The organism is Orenia metallireducens (assembly GCF_001693735.1).
GTDB classification, from domain to species: domain Bacteria; phylum Bacillota; class Halanaerobiia; order Halobacteroidales; family Halobacteroidaceae; genus Orenia; species Orenia metallireducens.
This window is the reverse complement of the sequence record NZ_LWDV01000009.1, coordinates 578,019-599,336: the sequence shown is the minus strand read 5'-3', so window position 1 is coordinate 599,336 and position 21,318 is coordinate 578,019. Positions and strand designations below refer to the sequence as shown.

Below are 21,318 nucleotides of genomic sequence, written 5' to 3'. Positions count from 1 at the left end.
TATTAAAGATGAATAATAAAGAACAAGTAAATGTATTAGTGATATGTTCAACTTTGAACCAGATTACAAATTATCTGATGATAAAGAAGTATCAGCCAGAAACTATTGTTAATATCACACTTAAAGAAGATGATGATACTGGTATAAATATAAAGAATAAAGAGTGGGATGATTATCTTAAAGAAACTATCAAAGACAATAAAGAGAAGTTGAAATATGAATATGAAAAAATAGATATTGAATTAGAATTTCAGGAATTAATAAGTATTGCAGATATAGAAGAAAGTTTTAGAGTAGAAAATGATTTTTTTGAAATTTTGAATGATAAAGATAAAATTGTATATTGGAATATTACAGGTGGACAGCGAACGATTGCCTTAGCTATTCAAAAATTCATTTTAGAAAATAAGCGTGAGAAGGATAGAATGTTATATATTGAAGGAAATTCTGAAAAGTTATTAATTCAAGATATAAATGGTCTTTGTGGTATTGAAGATTATAAAGACGAAAAGTTAAATTTAGAAACGGCTTTTAAGTTGGTTGGTTTTGAGAACTTTGATGTTGATGAAGAAAATTTAATAAAAGAGCATAATCAAAAAGAGTGTGATATATTTTTAAAGCTATATGATTTGATTGTTGACAATGATTTAATATTTGAAGTTAATGGCAATGACTTGAATTTAAGAGATCATTTAATTGAGTCAAATAAAGGAGAGTTAAAATCAGAAGGAAGAAAAGAATATTTAGTAGAGATTTTTAATGAATTAGCTAGGATGGAACATTTAAAGGAAGAGCAAGTTGAATATTTGACTGAATATAAAATTGAAAAAGTAAAAAAAGATGGAGAAGAAGTTGAAAAGAAAAAGTATGAAATTATAAATGGCTCCTACCCAGCAGGAACTATCTTTGAAATGATAGTAGGGTATAAGTTGTTAAAGGTTATAAAGAATGGAGATTACAATATTGTAGATATGCGGATGAACTGTAGAGTAAAGTTTGATGGAGCAACAAAAGATGATGATAGTTCTGATAAGCAAGTTGATGAACTGGATATTATTTTATTGACTGCAACGGGACAGATAATTATCTTTGAATGTAAATCTGGTGGAATGTCAAGCGACAATGCCAAAAGCCATAAATATACTACTTATCGTTTAGCAGGAGTCTTTGGTGCTCCGATATTCTTAACTCCTTTATTTGAAGAAGAAAGAAAAGAGTCAGGAAATATTGAAGAGAAAAGATTATCTACTTGTTTAAGTGCATATCGTTCAGCTAATAGAGCTGAATTAGAAACATGGGCGGTTGATAATATTGAAGATGGATTTGAAACTTTAATGAAAAAGTATAAAGAGGAAGGTGCTAACTAATGTTTAATCATAAAAAGGTAGAATACATAAAAGCAATATCACCAGTCCATGCAGGAACTGGACAAGATTTGGGAATAGTTGATATGCCTATTCAAAGGGAAACTCACACAGGTTTTCCTAAGATAGAAGGGTCAAGCTTGAAAGGAGCAATTAAATTTCATATCTATAATAAGATAAGAGATTATAGTAAAGAAGCAGAGGAAGATATAAAAAATAGTCGAAAATTTAATGAATTTTATGAGATGTTAGGTTATGAAGATGATGATAAAAATAGCAATAATAATGATGAAAAGGGAGCAAGCAGACTGGCTTTTACCGATGCTAAGTTACTATTCTTTCCAGTCAAAGCAGTAGATCGTCTATTTTATTATGTTACGTGTCCGTATATCTTAAAGAGATGGCATGAGGAAGTTGGTAATGGAGGTAGTTTTAATTATAGAGGTAAGCTAGGCGAAGGAGAATATATTGCTTTTAATAATAACAAAGATAAGATTATATTAGAAGAATATATCTTTGAAAAACATTCAAATTCAAATTTAAATTTTGCAGATGTAATAACAGAAGAAGGATTAAAAGAAATTCTTAATGAAAATAATACAATTATTGTTTCTGATGAAGATTTTAAGGATTTAGTAACTATGTACACTGAAATGATTACTAGAAATAAGATCGACCCTGAAACAGGGGTAGCTGAAAATACGGGGTTATTTACAGAGGAGTATCTACCAAGTGAAAGTATTATGTATTATATGGTCTTAGGCTCTCCTAAGTTTAAAGAAGACAACCCAGAAAAGAATATAAAAAAGAACAATGGAGAAGAAGCAATAGAATATTATCAAAGTAACATTGCTAATGTATTTCAAGTTGGTGGGAATAAGACAATTGGTAAAGGATTAGTAAAGAGGTTAGGTGTCGCTGAACAGGGTGGTGGTCAAAATGGAGAATAAGAATGTCAGTTTACAGATTTCAGCTTATTCATATAAGTGTATAACTGAAATAAGTGATAAAAAGTATAAAGCTAAGTATAAGACAATAGCTAAAAAGCTAGGTCAGATGATTCTCAAAAATGGTTTGATTCAAACACTAGTTTTTTTACATTCGAAAAATAAAGATGAACATAAGCAATTAATCAAGCATTTAGTAAAATGGTGGGAGAAGACATCTAGATTAGATGGTTCATTAGTTACTAAAGAGATTGATTATGAAGATGAAGAAATGAGCACAGCAAATCAGAAGGCTCTTGAAAAAGTAACTCAATTAAGTTCTAAGAATTATAAACTATATACCAAAGAAAGTTTAAAATTATCTATTTGGTTAGCTAGGTTGGCAGATGGGATGATAGCTGATGAAGAGTGATTATGAGTTAAAAAAAGCTACTAAAAATGATGAAAAGAGAAGCAAACAGATAAGAGAAGGTAAATATATCTTTGTGCAAAAGGATGAGAAAGGTAGATGTGAAATTATTGAAAATCACTTATATAAGGAGTTACGTGATATAGCTCCTAAACAACAAGATAAAGTGATTAATAAATTATTGAGAATAAATAAATTCTGTAATATTAATTATTTGCCTAAGAAATTAGAGGTACGTGAGATTGAAAAGGAAATAATGAAGAAGCAGGAAGAAGAGATGGAAGTGATAAAGAAAGAATGGACAAAAACTCATGATTTTTTAGAGTTAGAATTTAAAGTATTGGATAAGCTGGTGATTGGCTTAGGCACGACCTCAGTCTTTGAAACATCAATCTTATTGCATCACATTTATGGTATTCCATATATTCCAGGACAAGCTATCAAGGGTGTAATTAGAAATTATATTCTTCTAAAAGAATTTAGTGAGAATCAAGATGAAAAGGAAGTAGATAATAAAGATGAAAAAAGCGATGATGAAAAGAAGAAAACTTTAGAGGAAAAGGCTTTTGAGAATGATAATTTTAGATACATATTTGGTGCTTCTAAAAAGAAGGATGACAATCAAAAAAATCCTGATAAAAATCAAGGGAATCTTATTTTCTTCGATGCCTTTCCTAAAGATAAATATAAGATTGAAAAGGATGTAGTGACCCCACATTATGGAGATTATTATGGAGAAGAGAATGAAGCTCCAACTGATGATATGCAACCTAATCCTATAAATTTTTTAGTTGTAAAGGATGCAACCTTTAAAGTTTATATTGGAATTAAAAAGAATACTAATAAGGAGATTAGAACTTATATAGAAAAGTATTTTATAGAAGCATTTGAGTATGTGGGAATTGGTGCTAAGACCTCTTTAGGGTATGGTTTTATGCAAGTAGAAAATTTGAAAAAATCAATACAGAATATTAATAGAGGTGAAAGTTAATGTATAAAGTTAGGTTATCTTGTGAAACACTAACTCCATTATTTATGTATGGAGCAGATAATAAATTAGAGATTAGAGCTGATTCAATAAAAGGATTGCTGAGATTTTGGTGGAGAGCAATAAACTGCCAAGAATATGATAATCTTATAGATTTGAAAGAAGCAGAATGTAATATTTTTGGAGGTTCTTATAATAAAAACGGGGAAATAAAACAGATAAAATCTTCTTTTAAGTTGTTGGTCAAAAATAAAGCTAAAGAAAAAGATATAAAAAAGACTAAATATCTAAAGAAGAATAAATATTTATTCTATTTTATGACTACTAAAGACTCTCCAGATAATTATTATAAGGCTGGTATAGAGTTTGATTTAACCTTTATATCAAGAGATAGAGAGAGATTAGTTGAAGCAATTAGGGCTTTTCGAGCATTAATGCTTTTTGGTGGAATGGGTGCTAGAAGTAGAAAAGGTGGAGGGAACTTTGTTGTAAAGGAATGTATAACAAAGATAGAAGAGATTAAGAACCTATTTGATTATCCTTACACATTTGAAAAGGTAAAAAAAGTTTATGATAAGATTAGAGGTGAAAGTAAATTAACTAAGGTTATATCAAATTTGGTAACTGGTGATTTAATAAAATTCGAACATAATGATAAGAATAAAATTTTAAGTAAAATAGGCAAAAAATATAAAGAGTTTAGACAAAGTAAAAAATCTAATAAAGGTGAATTGGTGGGTTTTGGGCTTCCAATTGAAGAATATGAAAATAACAAGGATAGGTTTGCATCAAAAGTTATCTTTAAGGTTATGGAAAATTTAGATGAGGGCTATCAATTTGGATATTATGTTAAACTAGGAGGAGAAATTTTAATAGATAATAAAGAGGATAATGTTGAGGCTATTCTTGATGAATTTATAAGAGCAACCTAATAGGTGAATAATAAAGTAGTAATTATTTTTGAAAATTTAAATTAAGTGAAGGAATCAAAGAATTAATTTAGAATTATTAAAGATAGAGTTAAATTTTTTGCTCTATCTTGCGACGACCTGTTGTTGCACCTCAAATACTAGGAGGTTGTCGGAAACAGAGTATCCAAGAGTAATAAAGAGAACAACTTAGTATTTGAGATTTAATCTGATTTTGATTTTTAGCTTCTTTAATCAGAAATTTTGAAAGTTGGAATCTCTGCTCTAGGTCGTCGCAAATGTCGATTTGAGCCTTGGAGTGATAGGGGCTGAGCTGGGGTACAGAATAACAATATATAATCTCTAATAAGAGATTGAAACTAGAGAGATTCTCGACCTCCTCAAAGGCAAATTCCGAGAATAACAATATATAATCTCTAATAAGAGATTGAAACAGGTATTAATGATATAACTAGTCTTAAGATTGGAATAGTGAATAACAATATATAATCTCTAATAAGAGATTGAAACAATAATTATCCGATTTCAATCGCAAGCGATTCAAGAGAATAACAATATATAATCTCTAATAAGAGATTGAAACTGTACAACTCAATGATCTAATAAGACTCAAAGCCAACGAATAACAATATATAATCTCTAATAAGAGATTGAAACCTACATCTTCTTCTTTCACTTCAATTTTACCCAATAGGAATAACAATATATAATCTCTAATAAGAGATTGAAACTCAGGTTCTATACCTTCGTTTATAGCACGTTGAACAAGAATAACAATATATAATCTCTAATAAGAGATTGAAACCAGCAAGATGTTCCAGCAGGTAGCACTCTCGTTCTTACGCGAATAACAATATATAATCTCTAATAAGAGATTGAAACTCCTCCCTTCATAAAATATAAAAAGAAGCAGTATCTGAATAACAATATATAATCTCTAATAAGAGATTGAAACACTAGATAGAGGTAATGGAGAAGGCTATTCTCTAGGAATAACAATATATAATCTCTAATAAGAGATTGAAACTGTTTGTTACTTCATTAGCTGGAATTAGACACTTTAGGAATAACAATATATAATCTCTAATAAGAGATTGAAACCCCTTAAACTTAAACCTATACTAACTCCTAATTGAGAATAACAATATATAATCTCTAATAAGAGATTGAAACCAATATAGAGCTTATCATTACGATAAAGGCATTTGTGAATAACAATATATAATCTCTAATAAGAGATTGAAACAGTAGAAGTTGGATATGAATAGAGAAGGGAGGGATAAGAATAACAATATATAATCTCTAATAAGAGATTGAAACTCAATGTGCTAATTATAATTTCTACCTCTTTGCTGTTAGGAATAACAATATATAATCTCTAATAAGAGATTGAAACCCAGCTAATAAAACTAAACACAAAACTATAGCTAAGAATAACAATATATAATCTCTAATAAGAGATTGAAACAATAATACTTATACTGAAACTGATAAGAAAGGTAATACGAATAACAATATATAATCTCTAATAAGAGATTGAAACATCAATCGAAGTTACTTTAGTTAACGATGAAGAGTACGAATAACAATATATAATCTCTAATAAGAGATTGAAACTATCTTATTTAAATCCATAAAAAAATCCTCCTAATGAATAACAATATATAATCTCTAATAAGAGATAATTCAGCTCTACTTGAAAAAGTAGGGTTTTTTCTATTTAGTGTAATTTTTAAAACTATTAAAGGAATACTAAAATTTACATAGAATAACAAAATAGGAATATTAATGAGGAGAGTAACTATGGAAGACAGATATAAGACAAAATTTGACAGATTAATAGCGATTGCTAAGGCAATTAAAGAGAACTCTAATCTGACGAGTAAAGATTTATCTAGATTATGTGGTGGAGTAGCTCGCCAAACCATCAGTGAGTATATTAAGATTTTGAAGGATGTCTTTGGCTATCCAATTGCATTCAACTATCAAAGTAATAGTTATCAATATTATAGAGAAGATTATACTGATTTAGATAAAGGATTTACTATAGATGAGATTATGCTCTTATTGATGGCATTGGATTCAATCAATAATTTAGCAGGGGTAGAGATTTATAACCTCCAATCTCGCCTAATTTCCTTAGTACCAATAAGGGTTAGAGAAGAATTTAAAAAAGTAGTAGAGGACTTTGGATTTCACCAGATTAAAGATACCCAGCAAGGTAATCTCAATCATATTACCAAGATTAATCAGGCTATTTTAGAGCAGAAGAGGCTTGAATTTTACTATTCCCCCTCGCTTTTTGAAGATAATCAGAAGATAGTAAGTCCCTATGGGTTGGCTTGGGAACGGGATAAGTGTTATCTAATCGCTAAAGAGGAGGGACAAGCAGGTGGTTTAATCATCAATTACCGCTTAGATAGGATAATCGAGTTGGAGATTAGTAAAGAAGAGTCTATTATCCCAGAAGATTTCAGTCTCAAAGAGTATCTAGGAGAGACCTGGAAGATGTTCAGTGGTCATCCAGAGAGAATGAAGTTGAAATTCTCCAATAAACTCAGAACCTTGGTAGAGGATAACTTTGCTCAAAGACCTTATCAGATTATAGATGAGAGTAAAGAATATTTTATTTTGGAGACTGTAGCTAGGGGGATAGGTGGTATTAAGATATGGTTATTGAGTCTAGGAACTGCTGTAGAAGTATTAGAACCAGAGAGTCTAAGAGAAGCTATATTAGAGACGGCTCAAGGCTTAGTTGAAAAATACCGAAAATAATTGTTGAGGGTGTAAGTTAGGGTGCTGACACCCCTCTGTTAGAATAGCAGTGAAGAGTAAAAAGTGAATAGTGAGTAGTAATAATAATGTATTGTTGCTCGTCACTGACTAGCTGTCACTACCCTATGAAAGGAGGAAGATAATTGTTTAGTAATATTTTATCAGTTTATGTAGAGGAATATTTACCAAAGTTATACCAGCAGAGTTATAATTTTATCCCTGCTAAAAGTTCTGATTTTGAGCATGTAGAGTTAAAGACCTATACAGACCAGTCCTTAATGACCCACATTCTCAATGGATTATATGGAGTAACTGGAGTGATTGATTATCTACAGGGAATTGGAGCAATCAATTTAAGCGAGGAAGATTATAAGCAATTACTAGTAGCTTATACCTTACATGATGTCCATAAGTTGTCTGAGATTGAGAGACCTGAGAAAGAGGAGTTTAATATCTCTTTAAGAGAGTATCAGCAGAAGGCGAAGGAGTTAAGCTTAGATAACTTTGCAGAGGTTGACCCTAAGTTATGTCGGGCTGGTTCGATTCATTATAATACTTATAGGAAGAAGGGGATTGCTGACTTTGCTAGTGTTGATTCTCTTTTAGTAAATTTAATTAGATTGGCTGATAGTTTTGCTTCATCTACTTCAATAGACAATATTTTAAATAGTAGAAAGTGGCTGATACAGGTAGTCAATAATCCACATATAGCTAAAAAGCTTAAATTTGAGTATCACAAGCTTGAAGATTATCGAGGTCTATCTACCAATCTGATTCACCAAGTTACTAAAGAAGTTTTAAGTTTAGAACTAGGGTTATATCCTCTCTTTTATTTTGCTGAAGGGATAGTCTACCTTAGAGCAGATAATTTAGTTGAGGTCAGTAGACAAGAGATGATAGAGAAGATTGCTAATAGCTTCTTAAAAGGGGTACAAGAGGTAGGAAGATATGAAGGTGTAGCAGGGACTTATAAGACAAGCTATAATACTTTTGAAGATTATGCACTACTATTTGGAGGACCAAGAGAATTATTAGAAGAAGCAAAAAGCTTTATAGCTAATAAGCAATCCACAGGATTTGCTAGTGATTTAATTAAGTCGAGGATAGGCAAATACTGTGATTCTTTAGAGGATTTCTGTGAGAAATTTGCTATTGATTTAAGCTGGGATGGAGATGAAGATAAGGCAGAACGTTGGGGGATAGCACAGAGAGCAATAGTGGTGGCAAAGAGTATTGCAAGATTTTATTTAGATAAGGAAGAAGTTGACCATTGGTTAGTTACTAAGCTGGCACTAGATGAAGATATTTACGATAATTTAATAGAAAATATGCCTTCCCGTTATCTTAGTGACCCCAGAAGTAAAGAGGATGGTTTAATCTATGGATATCATCTCTTAAATACTAAAAGAACTAGAGATGGTAGAAGCTTATTTGAGATTCCAGTAGCTGTGTTACAGGAGAATTTAATTAAGCTGTTATCGACTATCTTAGAAGAGTTGGATTCCTTTGAAATTAGGTTGAATTATGTCAATGAGACCTTGGGAATTAAATCTGATATCCAGGATTATTTAACAGAAAATATAAAGTTTTCCTTTAATCAGGACTCTGTTAAAGTTAGTAGTTCTTTTAAAGAGTATAGCAAAAAGAAGACTGGTAGCCATAAGAAGATATGTGTTATCTGTAATCGTGGGATTAGTAGTAAGATTTCTAAGAAGGATTTGGAGATTAAAGCTGGGATTATAGAGGATAATATTCAGACTTTTTCTAATCGACCATTACCGAAGATGAAGAATGTATCAGCCCATGTCTGGTGTCCTAGCTGTTATTTAGAATTTATGTTAAGAAAGGTTAAGAATTTAGGCTTCTCCCCTAGAGCTAATAGTAATGATTCGATGAGGGTATATCTCTTCTTATTCCCTGATTATTACTTTACACCTGACTATTTAGCAGATAGTCACAAACTATTAAAGCCTTTTACAGAGATGACAAGGTTGAAGGTTAGAAGGTATGGATTAGAGGATGAGATATCTTTATCAGAACTCTGGCTGACAGAAAAACAAGGCTTAGATGATTGGGTGCAGAGGGTCAAACAACAATTTCAAAAAGAAGCTGAGAAGATTAAAAAGAAGCATGAAGGTAGGGAACAGAGGATAGTAGGGGAGTATATATCTATCTCAGATATAGAGAGTAACTTCCATGTAATCCCCTATGAAAAGTCAGTCAGTGATAATGCCGAATTGAAGCATAAACCGACTAGAATTGAGATGCTGATGAAAGCCATCTACTTAGGAGCACTATTACAGAATCTATTAGGTGTAAGGGTCTATATCAGTCAGACCCCTTATCTGAATCTATCAAACCATGACTTTAAGACAGCTATGAGATTAGATAGTATCCATAATCTATTAAGAAAGGTCTTACCAGAGATTTCTTTAGGTGAAGAAGGAGAGTTTTTAGGTGAAATTCCTTTAACTAAGGCTGAGAAGCTGTTCGATATCTTCTCGGCAATTTGGGAGATTACTAACTTGCTATATCAACGAGATAAAGAGGTTGCTAATGTCTTAGATATTCTCAATAGTAATAATTTAGCAGGTGCTTATTTCTATAAGCGATATGAGAGTGAGAAGGGGGTTAATGCTAGTCAATTACTGAAGAAAGCTTGTCAGATATTATTAGATTATTTTGGGGGTGTTAAAGTGAATTTAGTCAAAGAGATAGCTGAAAAGTCTTTTAAGTTATATATTCCTGCCAGTAGACAGCAGGGTAAAGCCCATAGATATGAGAATCTATTTAGAACAGTAGTAGAAGGAATTATAGAGATTAGGGATGCTGAAAAAGAAGAACTGATTACTAGGATAACAGGTAAAATAGAGAAACGGTTAGAACGCTTACGTTCTGGAAATACAGGTTATATTCCAAAACATGAATTAGCTGATGTAAAAGACTTGGTTCAATTTATCTTAGAGGAGGTCTTTTATAAAAGGTGTAAAAAGAGTTACGCCCGTTTAAATCAAGAGATTAACAGTTTGGCTGATGGGGTTTATGTCATGACTGACGAATTGGTAGCAAAGTATTGGGCTGAGAAGAATCAAGAAAATCAAGGGGAGGCAGAATAATGACTTTATTAGATAATCAAAACTATAGTGATGCTTTTGTAACGAAGATTCCTAAAACACCAAGGGATAAGTATGTGAGTATTGTAGTCTTACGTGAGAGCAAATCCCATGCAGTCTTCACTACTGAAGGGACTATCCTCGATGGAGAGCGAGTTAGAAGTGGGGTGGAGAGTTCAGGCTTTATGGATAGAATCTTGATGTATAAGAGAAAGCAGGTTGCTCCTGAGCGGAGAAAGGGTAAATCTCTACTTAGAGATTATAAGATATTTGAAAATCAAGATTATAAAAAGTTATTTAAAAAGATTGATGACTGTTATTTAATGGAAGGAATGTGTGGAGTCTGCCCTGATTGTATTTTATATGGTTATGCAGCAGGTGGTGCTGATTCTCAAAAATCAAGAATCTTAACAGACTCTGGATTTACTATTCGTGGCTTTGAAGAGTTGGAGAAGAATATTAAATTCAATGCAATTGAGGACTCTACTAAAGGAGGAGTAGCAGGTAGTTCCTTTAATGCTAAAAGCCATATCATTCCAGAAATCTATATTCCAACGGTAGAGACCTTGGTAGATGTTACTGAAAATGAGTTCATCTATGTCTTAGGAAATATCTTAAGGACTACCCGTTATGGAGCAGAGAGTAATCGTCAAGGCACAATCAAGAACCATATTGTCGATATTATCTTCTCAGATAGTGAAATTGCCTCTAATCTAGAGTTGACTCAAAGAATCTATGATAAGTACCAAGCAAGTAATGATGAATCCTTAACCTTAGAGAATACTCAAAAATACCTATCAGAATCTATCAGGGATATTGAAGGTGAAGTCTTTACTCCTGTGTATTGTTTGTCTAGTCAAGAAGGTGCTTTAGATACCCTGTTAACTAAAGTGAGGGATATTTACTCTGACTGTAAGCAGACAGAAGAGTTTATTAACTCCTTACTTGGAGATATTGCTGATTATGTAGCTAGAAGATAGGAGGGGTAAGATGAGAATTTATCGTTGTAAGTTGGAAATGTATGATTATCTCTTCTATGCTACTACTGAACGGGGGAAGATTGCTGAGACAGGAGCATATATTCATAATTATGCTCTAACTTATGCTCTATCTAAGCTCTGGGCTGATAAGAGTAAACTACCGCCAAGGTATCATCAGAAACAACAGCCTAAGTATAAAGTAGAATTAAATAGTGTTGACTTCTATGTGACCCCTGCTAAATTGATACAGGGTAAGCAGAAGGTTATTCAGTACAATACTATCAATGAAGGGTATACACTATCTAAAGGAAGGAGCTTAGGTTATCCTAATTGGGGCTATATCAAGCCTTTCTTACCTGGAAGCCGATTTGAATTTTATATCTTATCAGAAGAAGAGTTAGAGATACCTCGTTATATCAGATTGGGTAAGTTTATGGGCAAAGCTAAACTGACTATTGAGGAAGCTGAGTCAGTGATGAAGAAGAAAGGCAAATTTACTGCTTATCATCTGCTGAATTGGGAAGATTTAAAAGATAGACCAGAAGTCTTTGATATACTTCCTCAAACCCTCCCGACCCAATTAATAGAGAATGCTCATTATCTAGAAGGAAGGTATTGGGAAGCTAAGTTTGGTAAAGATAAGATTCTATTACCAGAGGGGATGGATTATTTATGGAATCAATAAAGATTAAATTGGTAGAGAAGAGATTGAAGTTAGTAGATGGGGTGGATTATGTCAATGGTTTTAACCCTTATTTACATCAGTATCAGACTTTAGAAGCCTTCAAGGAAGTCTATGAAAGCAAACGAAGTCTGGCTATCTTTAATTATACCTCTACAGGTGGGGGCAAGACTCTGGCTTCCTTTGCTCCTGCTCTTCTTTATAAGCAAAAGGCTATAGGTGTCTATTCAACTAATGAGTTGATTAAAGACCAGTGGAGTGCTTTAGAGAAATTTGTAGATGATTCTACTCGCCTTTGTCAGCTTGATAGCTTAACTATCTCCCAATGGAAAGAGGATTTCTCAGAGTTTGGCTATAGTATAGAGATGCTGAAGCCTTTATTTGAGAGTTGGTCAGATATTGTATTGACCAATCCTGATATTCTTTACTTGATTATGTTCGGCCTTTACAGAAATAAGAACTATTCTGCTGAAGCTGTCTTTAGAGAGATTATCAGCAAGTATCCGATTATCATCTTTGATGAATTCCACCTCTATGATATCAAGCAGATAGCCAATATAGCTTGGATGATAGGGATGATTGATAGATTAGAGTTAGATATCCCCCATTTCTTCGTCTTCTCTTCTGCTACGCCAAATTCACTCTTTTTAGAGCAGTTAGATAGAATTGGGATGGATTATCTAGAGATTCCCCATGATGATGAAAACATCAAGTATAAAGGTGAACGGATAGTAATGGAGGGGCTTGATTTAGAGCTGATTCCAGCTGATTTAGAGCAGTGGAAAGCTCTAGAAGCAGTTGAGGATAACTTAAATTTAATAGATAATTATCTAAAAGAGTATCCCGATGCTAGAGGTGTCTTTATTTTAGATTCAGTAGGTGATGCTTGTCAGTTGGCAGATAGATTGACAGCTAGATATGACATTGAAGTCGGAGAGGTTCATGGATATAAGGATAAGTTTAAACGAAGAGAAGGGCTCTCTAAGAAGTTTACAGTAGGTACATCAACGATTGAGGTAGGGATAGATTTTAAGGATGATATGCATAAGGACTTTATGGTCTTTGAAGCAAAGTCTGCAAGCCAATTTATGCAACGCCTTGGTAGGTTAGGTAGGGGTGGAAGAAGGGAAGATGAAATATCAACACCTAATTATGTAGTAGCTATTGTTCCTGTTTATGTCTATAATTACTTTAAAGGGAATTTAGGTTATTATTTAGAATTGAATAGGGAAGAGCTTGCCCAAGAGTTAGAGAGGATTTATCATAGTAATGAAGACTTTAAACCTTACTTGGACAAATACGCTCCAATAGAGGCCTATTATGCTCGGAATTGGATTCTATCTCAGAATGCCGATGATACTTATAGTCAAGAGAGAAGAAGGACTAAAGATTTAATGATGGACTTATATTCTTGTGGTAACCTACAGGTTGTCCAAGGTAATTATAATAAATTAAAGAAAGATAAAACTCTAGGTGGTCTGTTGACTTTTAGAGGTGGTGGACTAGATTTAACAGGAATTGATGATAGACCCCAGATTAATTTAGATACAGCTATTATTGATAATCGAGAGATTGTTAAAGGAAATTTTCCTGCTAAAGTCTATAATCTACTCTGGATATTGAAAAAGTGTAATTTTAGATTAATCAGTAGATCTAGCTTTATGGACGAATTAGAATTATATCAAGGAGATTTTCCAGAAGAAATCAAGGTGTTTAAGAAGAGTCTAGAGAAGAGAAAGTTGGATTTTTTTGTTAAAGTTGATGCTTTTCGAGAGGAGAACCGTAATATTATCTTTACTCTACCAGATAATCAATATTGGAGAAGAGATAAGATAAGTAATCTTGGAGATTTAGAGTTGAAGGTAGAGAAAGGTGATAAGCCAGAGAAATTAGCTTATATTAATGAAATCTTAGAGGAGAAAAGGGCTGTAGCATATATTACTAAAGGAAACAGCTGGGGTTTTAGTAAAGCCAATAGCTTACCTCCGATGTTCCAAGTTTATCCGCTGAAGTTTATAAGTTCTGGTGGCATTATTAGAAGGGGAGATTATGTGATAGCTTTTGATAGCAATGCTTTCTTATTAGATAGCTTAAAAGAGGAAGAAGAAGGTGAATTGCTATTTGTTTGATTTATTAAGTTAGCTACGGGGTTTAGCCCATAGACCATGTAATAACTATGATACCGCCACAGGCTAAGACCCTGTGGCTAAAAATTTATTCATAAAAAGGAATTAATATTAAATTGGAGGAAATTAGAATGCCTTATAGTACAGTTTTAGATTTAGCACTAGGGAAGAGTTATAGAGATTTTAATGGAAAGCAGACCCATGGTCTCTTTTTTGATTTGATTAGCTCTGTAGATAAGAAGATAGCAGATAACCTACATCAGAGTAATCAAGTCAAGCCTTTTACTACAGGGATTATTTATGGTAAGGAGCCAAAGATTAGATTTACTTTCTTAGAGGATGAGATGCAGTCGGCTCTGTTATCTGCTCTATTAGATAGAGATAATTTTCCTTTGACTCTAAAGGATGAAGAGATTGTCATCAATACGATTAGAACTGTTGATGATGAGAGTGGATTGGCTAACTTTTGTAATTATAATCAGCTTCTAGAATGTGAGAATAAGAGCTTTAGATTGAGTTTTTTAACACCAACAGCCTTTAAGAAGGGGAGTTTGAATTATATTTTGCCTGACTTAGACAGTATCTTCCGAGGATTATTACAGAAATGGAATCTCTTTTCAGGTTATAAGTATGATTTTGGGTTGATAGAAGAGATTAATCAAAAGGTAGGAATAACTAAACACAAGGTGAGGAGTGAAGTGATAAATTATGGGAGATACTTTCAAGTTGGCTTTGTGGGTTATATTGAAGCTAAGATATTTAGTAAGGATAAGAAATTTATTAAGAAAGTACAGAGCTTAGCACAGTTTGCTTTCTATGCAGGAGTTGGTTATAAGACTACTATGGGAATGGGTCAGACAGTTTATAAGAGTAATTAGCAATTGAAAATTTAGTTTTAAAAGAGGAAATTTATTGCTAATGGAGAAGTAGAAAGGTAAGAGATTAAGTAAGTAATTAATTTAAACAGTTAGTGTGCTTTGATATTTTTTTACTTTAGTCTCCGACGACCTGTTGTTGTACCTAAAATACTAGGGGATAGTCGGAAGTAGATGATTTAAGAGTAATCATGAGCTTATTTGAGTAAAATCGATATATTGAAGCTTCTGTTTGTAGTTTGTTTTACTATAATTTTTGAAGATTTGAAGTTTTACCCTAGGTCGTCGTAAAAGTCGATTTGGGACTTGTAATGATAGGGGTTGAGCTGGGGTGGAGATAACAATATATAATCTCTAGTAAGAGATTGAAACCCAAAAAATAAGAAAAGTTATTAATTTTTTTGGTTGTAGATAACAATATATAATCTCTAGTAAGAGATTGAAACTAATATCTTTTCGATATACTTAAGTCTTTTATATCTTCGATAACAATATATAATCTCTAGTAAGAGATTGAAACACTTCAACATAGCTTGAGCTTTAGATACCACTTTAGATAACAATATATAATCTCTAGTAAGAGATTGAAACAAGAAAATCAGGTGGAGGGTGCTTATTTGCACCTTTCAGAATAACAATATATAATCTCTAGTAAGAGATTGAAACAAAGAATCATATGACTTATGTAATACTACTCCTGTTTGAATAACAATATATAATCTTTAGTAAGAGATTGAAACTTGACCGTAATAGTTGGTGCTTGCGGAAATTTGCTAAGAATAACAATATATAATCTCTAGTAAGAGATTGATAATATTTAACTTTAAAAACTACTCAGTAATCTTACTGAGTAGTTTTTGTCGTTAAGGAAATTATTCTTTTTTAGAGGTTAAAGGTTAAATAGGTTGTTGAATAATTCTTTGAATTTTAAATTTGGTTTTTTATTTTATTTCTTAGGATTTTGGAAAAGTAAACGGTATATGATATTAAATGAGAAAATTAACTATAATCAATAAAAATTAAATAATAGCAGAAAATTTAATAAATAGTACTAGTGTTTTTCCTGATTGGATTTATCACGAAGAGTTTTTTAGTTAAAAACTCGTAGGTGATGATTTTTTGCCTACTTTTTCGCCCTGAAGGAGGACTATAAAAATTAAAATCCCACGAAGGGTTATTTTTTCAAACCCGAAGAACTACGCCTGAAGAAGTACTCTTGGGGTGTATCTACGGAAAAAAGGTAGGTCGCCATAGGCGAAATCTAATTTAAAAATTTATGATTAAAAATAAGAATATAATTATTAAGTTTTATTTATTCAACAAGGTATTAAAGATAAAAATATAAAACAAAAATATAAGAACAAAATAAATTAGCAACAAATTAACACGAATTTCCACTAATTAAAAATCAAGAGCAATTTGGACATGGACTAAGGTCTGACGAAGAACCGACTAAAGATTAAAAGATGTAAATTTTTAAAGTCATATTTTAGTCTGTGTCTAAAAAGGTTTTATTTTGAATAATTTTATCAATTAATTCACTTTAAATCTAGTCACTTATGAACATGTACCGAAAGAAGAGATGTAAAGACACTTGACATAACATTGATTGAATTATAAAATATGTAATAGTAAAGTCGGAGCCAATTACTATGAAATAAATTTATTTTGGGGAGGATATCATGAAAGAAGATTTAGTTAATAAGATAAATAAGCTTAAAAGAGAACGAAATGCAATCATTTTAGCCCATTATTATCAGATAGATGAGGTACAAGCTATAGCAGATTATACAGGAGACTCTTTAGGATTGAGCCGTAAAGCAGCAGAGACCGATGCAGACGTGATAGTCTTTTGTGGAGTAGATTTTATGGCTGAAAGTGCTGCTATCTTATCACCTGATAAGACTGTATTGTTACCAGAAAGAGATGCAGGCTGTCCTATGGCAGATATGGTTACTGCCGATGCTTTACGAGAGAAGAAGCAGGAGTATCCTGATGCTACTGTTGTCTGTTATGTCAACTCTTCAGCAGAGGTGAAGGCAGAGAGTGATGTCTGTTGTACATCCTCAAATGCAATAGATATTATCAATGCTATCGATAACGATCAAATTTTATTTGTCCCTGATCAGAACTTAGGTCATTATGTGAGTCAGCAGACCGATAAGGAGATTATCTTATGGGAAGGATTCTGTATTACTCACCACAGAGTCAAAGATGATAGTATACATAGGGTTAGAGAACTTCATCCTGATGCAGAGATTTTAGTCCATCCTGAATGTAGACCAGAGGTGGTGGAGTTGGCTGACTTTGTAGGAAGTACAGCACAAATCTTAAATTATGCTAGACAATCAGAGGTTGACAAGATGATTATCGGTACAGAGATGGGAATCTTATATCAATTGAAGCAAGATAGTCCTAATAAACAGTTTTACTTCTTAAATCAAGGCTTAATCTGCCAGAATATGAAAAAGACTGCTTTACACCATGTAGCAGAGGCTTTAGAAAAGATGAAGTATCAGGTCAGTGTCGATGAAGCTACTAGAATCAAAGCTAGAGAGGCTTTAGATAAAATGTTAGAGTTAAGTAAGTAGTGGTGGTCAAGAGATGATTCCAAGATATTTAGTGAATTTTAATACAGATAAGTTAAAGAGGGAGAAGAGCGACTTTTTAGTAATAGGGACAGGGATTGCAGGATTGGTGACATCCCTGAACCTAGCTAAATCAGGAAGAGTTACTCTCTTAAGTAAGGAAAGATTGGCTGAGTGTAATACCGAATATGCCCAAGGTGGAATTGCGGCAGTAATAGCTCAAGAAGACACCCCCCAAGCACATTATCAAGATACTTTAGAGGCAGGGGCAGGACTATGTAATCCTAAGGCGGTAGATATTCTGGTAATTGAGGGGAGCAAGAGGATTAAGGAATTAATAGATTTAGGGGTCAATTTTGACCAGAAAGATGAAAAGATATCATTGACCAAAGAAGGTGCTCATAGCTGTCGGCGGATATTGCATGCTGGTGGTGATGCAACAGGTAGGGAGATTAGAAAATCTTTAGTTGAGCAGGTATCTTCAGAAACAAATATTACTTTAAAAGATGGGATCTTTGTTATAGATTTATTAACTAAGGATAAAGAAGTGTTTGGAGTCTTAGCATATGATAGAAAGCAGGAAGAGTATCTGATTTATTTGAGTAAAGTGGTAGTTTTGGCTACTGGAGGGGCAGGTCAGTTATATCATGCTACTACCAATCCTCAAGTAGCAACAGGTGATGGGATTGCTCTAGCTTATCGAGCAGGGGCAAAAGTTACAGATTTGGAGTTTGTTCAATTTCATCCTACAACTCTAGAATTAGAAGGAGTAGATAACTTTCTAATCTCTGAAGCTGTTAGGGGTGAAGGAGGAGTACTTAGAAATCAATCTGGTGATAGATTTATGGTCAAATATCATTCATTAGCAGAGTTAGCTCCCAGAGATATAGTAGCTCGTGCCATCTATCAAGAGATGAAAGAGAGTAGAAGAAATCATGTTTATCTAGATGTAACAGCCTTAGATTTAACATTTATAAAGAGAAGATTTCCTACAATTTATAAAACTTGTCTAAAGCATGGAATAGATATTAGTCAAAATTATATCCCTATAGCTCCAGCAGCCCATTACTTAATGGGTGGAATTCTTAGCAATATTCATGGAGAGACTAATATTAAAGGTCTATTTGTCTGTGGAGAAACGGCTTGTATAGGTATTCATGGAGCTAATAGACTAGCTAGTAACTCTTTATTGGATGGGTTGGTCTTTGGTAAACGAGTAGCTGATAAAGCAGTTACCTATTTAGATCAGGGTGATTTAAATACAGAATTTAGTTTGAAATATGATGCCCAAAGGTTAAAAGATGCTGAGATTATTCCTTCTAAAGAGAAGATCAAAGGGCTTATGTCAGCTAAATTAGGAATAGTTAGAGAGAAAGCTGAATTAGAAGAAGGTTTAGCTGAAATAGAAGGATTACTTGATTGTTTAAACTATGATTTGGCAGATGTTAAAGGTTTTGAGCTACAGAATCTAATTACTTTAGCTTATTTGACCTTTAAAGGTGCTTTATATAGGGAAGAGAGTAGAGGGGCACATTACCGCAAAGATTTCCCAGTAGCTGAGACTGCTTGGGAGAAACACATAATTTTACAGAAAGATAGAGAGTGGGAGGAGTTGGCTATTGAGTTTGAATAGAGATAGGGTTTTGGAGATTATAGATAATGCTTTAAGGGAAGATATTGGTACCGGAGATATTAGTACAGAAGCAGTTGTTGGAGCTGGAGAGCAAGTAACAGCAACTATCTTAGCCAAAGATAAAGGAGTAATTGCAGGTTTAGAGGTAGCTGCTTTAGTATTTGAGCGAGTTGATGAAATGATAAAATTTAAGCCTCTAGTAGAAGAAGGGGCTCAAGTAGAGTATGGTACAGAGATTGCTAAGGTCTCTGGTTTGAGCAGCTCAATCTTAATAGCAGAGCGGTTGGCCCTTAACTTATTACAGAGAATGTCAGGGATAGCTACTAAGACAAATTATTATAAGAGTTTAGTAGCTGATTATAATGTCAGAATTGTAGATACTCGTAAGACTACTCCAAATTTAAGAATTTTAGAGAAGTATGCTGTCAGAGTTGGTGGTGGAGCTAATCACCGTTTTGGGCTTTATGATGCAGTAATGATTAAAGATAATCATATCTTGGCTGTAGGTAGTATCTCCAAAGCAGTCAAGCAAGCTAGAAAAAATATCCCTCATACTATGAAGATAGAGGTGGAGACAGAGAACTTGATTGATGTTAAGGAGGCTTTAGAGGCTGGTGCAGATATCATTATGCTCGATAATATGGATGTTAAGATGATGAGGGAAGCAGTAGAATTGATTGGAGAACAAGCAATTATAGAAGCCTCTGGTGGAATAACTGCTGAAAATATAGTTGAGGTAGCCAAAACAGGAGTAGATGTGATCTCCTTGGGTACTTTGACCCATAGTATTAAGTCTTTAGATATCAGTTTAAATTTTTAATAAGAGGTGAACGGGATGAATAGAGATAAAAAAGGATTCCTAGCAAGAAAGAATATAGAGTTTTCCTTAGAACGTTATGGAGTTCAGGCTTTAGGATTTATGGCACAGGGGCTTTTTGCTTCATTGATTGTAGGTTTAATCTTAAAGGTTTTAGGTGAACGATTACACTTTCCAATACTCCTTGAATTTAGTAAGACTGCGATGGGGATGATGGGACCTGCCATTGGTGTAGCCATTGCTTATGGATTAGAAGCACCACCTTTGGTAATCTTTACATCAGTAGTAACAGGTGCTGCTGGTGCAGCCTTAGGTGGTCCTGTAGGAGCATTTATTGCAGCAGTAATTGGTGCTGAGTTTGGTAAAGCAATCTCTAAAGAGACTAAGCTGGATATAGTCTTGACTCCAGCTACAGTAATTATTACAGGGATGCTGGCTGCTAAATTTGTAGGTCCAGGAATTGATGCCTTGATGAAGGGCTTAGGTCAAGTGATTATGAGGGCAACAGAATTGCAACCAATTCCTATGGGTATCTTGGTATCGGTTTTGATGGGAATAGCATTGACTTTACCGATTAGTAGTGCAGCTATTGGTATTATGTTGAGCTTAAGTGGGCTAGCAGCAGGAGCAGCAACAGTTGGTTGTAGTGCCCAAATGATCGGTTTTGCTGTAATGAGCTTTCGTGAGAATGGCTGGGGAGGAGCTGTAAGTCAAGGATTAGGGACATCAATGTTACAGATGCCTAATATCGTTAAGAATCCTCTAATTTGGATTCCACCAACTCTAGCTGGGGCTATTTTGGGACCAATTGCTACCACCATCATCCCAATGAAGAATATTCCTATCGGTTCAGGGATGGGAACGGCTGGTTTAGTGGGACAGTTTGGTACTATTGAAGCTATGGGAACTGGTGCTATCTTTTCTATTATTCTTCTACATTTTATCTTACCAGCTATTTTGACTTGGTTAATTGCAGAGTTTATGCGTAAACAAGGATTGATTAAAGAGAATGATCTGTTACTAGATTTATAATTTAAAACAAATATAAGAAGAAGCAGGGATTTATATAAATTACTGCTTCTTTTTGATTTA

Annotated in this window: 15 protein-coding genes and 2 CRISPR repeat arrays; all 15 genes read left to right on the top strand. The window is 33.4% G+C overall.

Annotation, left to right across the window (positions count from 1 at the left end; genetic code table 11):
• Positions 1-8 precede the first annotated feature (8 nt).
• The 15 genes from U472_RS10875 (at position 9) to U472_RS10805 (ending at position 21,258) form a co-directional block, all read left to right on the top strand.
• Complete coding sequence (locus U472_RS10875; RefSeq protein WP_068718376.1) at positions 9-1,367, top strand: hypothetical protein; 1,359 nt, start codon at positions 9-11, stop codon at positions 1,365-1,367.
• On the top strand, positions 1,367-2,314 hold the full coding sequence (gene cmr4, locus U472_RS10870; RefSeq protein ID WP_068718374.1) for a type III-B CRISPR module RAMP protein Cmr4: 948 nt from the start codon (positions 1,367-1,369) through the stop codon (positions 2,312-2,314). The genes U472_RS10875 and cmr4 overlap by 1 nt, the downstream gene beginning before the upstream one ends.
• Positions 2,304-2,723: a type III-B CRISPR module-associated protein Cmr5 gene (cmr5, locus tag U472_RS10865; RefSeq protein ID WP_068718372.1), complete on the top strand. Its 420-nt coding sequence runs from the start codon at positions 2,304-2,306 to the stop codon at positions 2,721-2,723. Before cmr4 ends, cmr5 begins: the two co-directional genes overlap by 11 nt.
• Positions 2,713-3,711, top strand: coding sequence for a type III-B CRISPR module RAMP protein Cmr6 (gene cmr6 / locus U472_RS10860; protein ID WP_068718370.1), 999 nt, complete (start codon positions 2,713-2,715; stop codon positions 3,709-3,711). Before cmr5 ends, cmr6 begins: the two co-directional genes overlap by 11 nt.
• Positions 3,711-4,640 (top strand): type III-B CRISPR module RAMP protein Cmr1, encoded by a 930-nt coding sequence (gene cmr1, locus U472_RS10855; RefSeq protein ID WP_068718368.1) that lies wholly within the window; start codon positions 3,711-3,713, stop codon positions 4,638-4,640. Before cmr6 ends, cmr1 begins: the two co-directional genes overlap by 1 nt.
• Positions 4,641-4,960: 320 nt before the next feature.
• Positions 4,961-6,326: a CRISPR direct-repeat array (repeat unit 37 nt; unit sequence GAATAACAATATATAATCTCTAATAAGAGATTGAAAC).
• A 114-nt stretch (positions 6,327-6,440) separates the two neighbouring features.
• Positions 6,441-7,412 (top strand): helix-turn-helix transcriptional regulator, encoded by a 972-nt coding sequence (locus U472_RS10850; protein ID WP_068718366.1) that lies wholly within the window; start codon positions 6,441-6,443, stop codon positions 7,410-7,412.
• A 143-nt stretch (positions 7,413-7,555) separates the two neighbouring features.
• Positions 7,556-10,528, top strand: a complete 2,973-nt coding sequence (cas10d, locus tag U472_RS10845) for a type I-D CRISPR-associated protein Cas10d/Csc3 (protein ID WP_068718364.1) — start codon at positions 7,556-7,558, stop codon at positions 10,526-10,528.
• Positions 10,528-11,505 carry a type I-D CRISPR-associated protein Cas7/Csc2 gene (cas7d, locus tag U472_RS10840; RefSeq protein WP_068718362.1) on the top strand — a complete coding sequence of 326 codons (978 nt, stop codon included), beginning with the start codon at positions 10,528-10,530 and terminating at the stop codon, positions 11,503-11,505. Before cas10d ends, cas7d begins: the two co-directional genes overlap by 1 nt.
• A 10-nt stretch (positions 11,506-11,515) precedes the next feature.
• Complete coding sequence (gene cas5d / locus U472_RS10835) at positions 11,516-12,190, top strand: type I-D CRISPR-associated protein Cas5/Csc1 (RefSeq protein ID WP_068718360.1); 675 nt, start codon at positions 11,516-11,518, stop codon at positions 12,188-12,190.
• Positions 12,178-14,316: a type I-D CRISPR-associated helicase Cas3' gene (cas3, locus tag U472_RS10830; protein WP_068718358.1), complete on the top strand. Its 2,139-nt coding sequence runs from the start codon at positions 12,178-12,180 to the stop codon at positions 14,314-14,316. The genes cas5d and cas3 overlap by 13 nt, the downstream gene beginning before the upstream one ends.
• A 128-nt stretch (positions 14,317-14,444) precedes the next feature.
• Positions 14,445-15,191, top strand: a complete 747-nt coding sequence (gene cas6 / locus U472_RS10825; RefSeq protein WP_068718356.1) for a CRISPR-associated endoribonuclease Cas6 — start codon at positions 14,445-14,447, stop codon at positions 15,189-15,191.
• 333 nt (positions 15,192-15,524) lie between these two features.
• Positions 15,525-16,002: direct repeats of the CRISPR family, unit length 36 nt; unit sequence GATAACAATATATAATCTCTAGTAAGAGATTGAAAC.
• A gap of 868 nt (positions 16,003-16,870) precedes the next feature.
• Positions 16,871-17,779, top strand: a complete 909-nt coding sequence (gene nadA, locus U472_RS10820; protein ID WP_176714156.1) for a quinolinate synthase NadA — start codon at positions 16,871-16,873, stop codon at positions 17,777-17,779.
• Between the two features lie 13 nt (positions 17,780-17,792).
• The gene (gene nadB / locus U472_RS10815) at positions 17,793-19,409 is read left to right on the top strand and encodes an L-aspartate oxidase (protein ID WP_068718351.1); all 1,617 of its coding nucleotides are present in this window, start codon (positions 17,793-17,795) and stop codon (positions 19,407-19,409) included.
• Positions 19,396-20,229: a carboxylating nicotinate-nucleotide diphosphorylase gene (nadC, locus tag U472_RS10810; protein ID WP_068718349.1), complete on the top strand. Its 834-nt coding sequence runs from the start codon at positions 19,396-19,398 to the stop codon at positions 20,227-20,229. The genes nadB and nadC overlap by 14 nt, the downstream gene beginning before the upstream one ends.
• Positions 20,230-20,244: 15 nt before the next feature.
• A complete protein-coding gene (locus U472_RS10805; RefSeq protein WP_068718347.1) occupies positions 20,245-21,258 on the top strand; it encodes a PTS sugar transporter subunit IIC in 1,014 nt (337 codons plus the stop codon).
• Positions 21,259-21,318: the final 60 nt, after the last annotated feature.

Excerpts from the sequence above, each read along its gene's own strand:
- cmr1 (WP_068718368.1), top strand. The coding sequence starts at position 3,711 with ATGTATAAAGTTAGGTTATCTTGTGAAACACTAACTCCATTATTTATG.
- cmr5 (WP_068718372.1), top strand. The coding sequence starts at position 2,304 with ATGGAGAATAAGAATGTCAGTTTACAGATTTCAGCTTATTCATATAAG.
- U472_RS10875 (WP_068718376.1), top strand. The coding sequence starts at position 9 with ATGAATAATAAAGAACAAGTAAATGTATTAGTGATATGTTCAACTTTG.
- cmr6 (WP_068718370.1), top strand. The coding sequence starts at position 2,713 with ATGAAGAGTGATTATGAGTTAAAAAAAGCTACTAAAAATGATGAAAAG.
- nadB (WP_068718351.1), top strand. The coding sequence starts at position 17,793 with ATGATTCCAAGATATTTAGTGAATTTTAATACAGATAAGTTAAAGAGG.
- cmr4 (WP_068718374.1), top strand. The coding sequence starts at position 1,367 with ATGTTTAATCATAAAAAGGTAGAATACATAAAAGCAATATCACCAGTC.
- cas7d (WP_068718362.1), top strand. The coding sequence starts at position 10,528 with ATGACTTTATTAGATAATCAAAACTATAGTGATGCTTTTGTAACGAAG.
- cas5d (WP_068718360.1), top strand. The coding sequence starts at position 11,516 with ATGAGAATTTATCGTTGTAAGTTGGAAATGTATGATTATCTCTTCTAT.
- cas3 (WP_068718358.1), top strand. The coding sequence starts at position 12,178 with ATGGAATCAATAAAGATTAAATTGGTAGAGAAGAGATTGAAGTTAGTA.
- U472_RS10805 (WP_068718347.1), top strand. The coding sequence starts at position 20,245 with ATGAATAGAGATAAAAAAGGATTCCTAGCAAGAAAGAATATAGAGTTT.
- cas6 (WP_068718356.1), top strand. The coding sequence starts at position 14,445 with ATGCCTTATAGTACAGTTTTAGATTTAGCACTAGGGAAGAGTTATAGA.
- U472_RS10850 (WP_068718366.1), top strand. The coding sequence starts at position 6,441 with ATGGAAGACAGATATAAGACAAAATTTGACAGATTAATAGCGATTGCT.
- nadA (WP_176714156.1), top strand. The coding sequence starts at position 16,871 with ATGAAAGAAGATTTAGTTAATAAGATAAATAAGCTTAAAAGAGAACGA.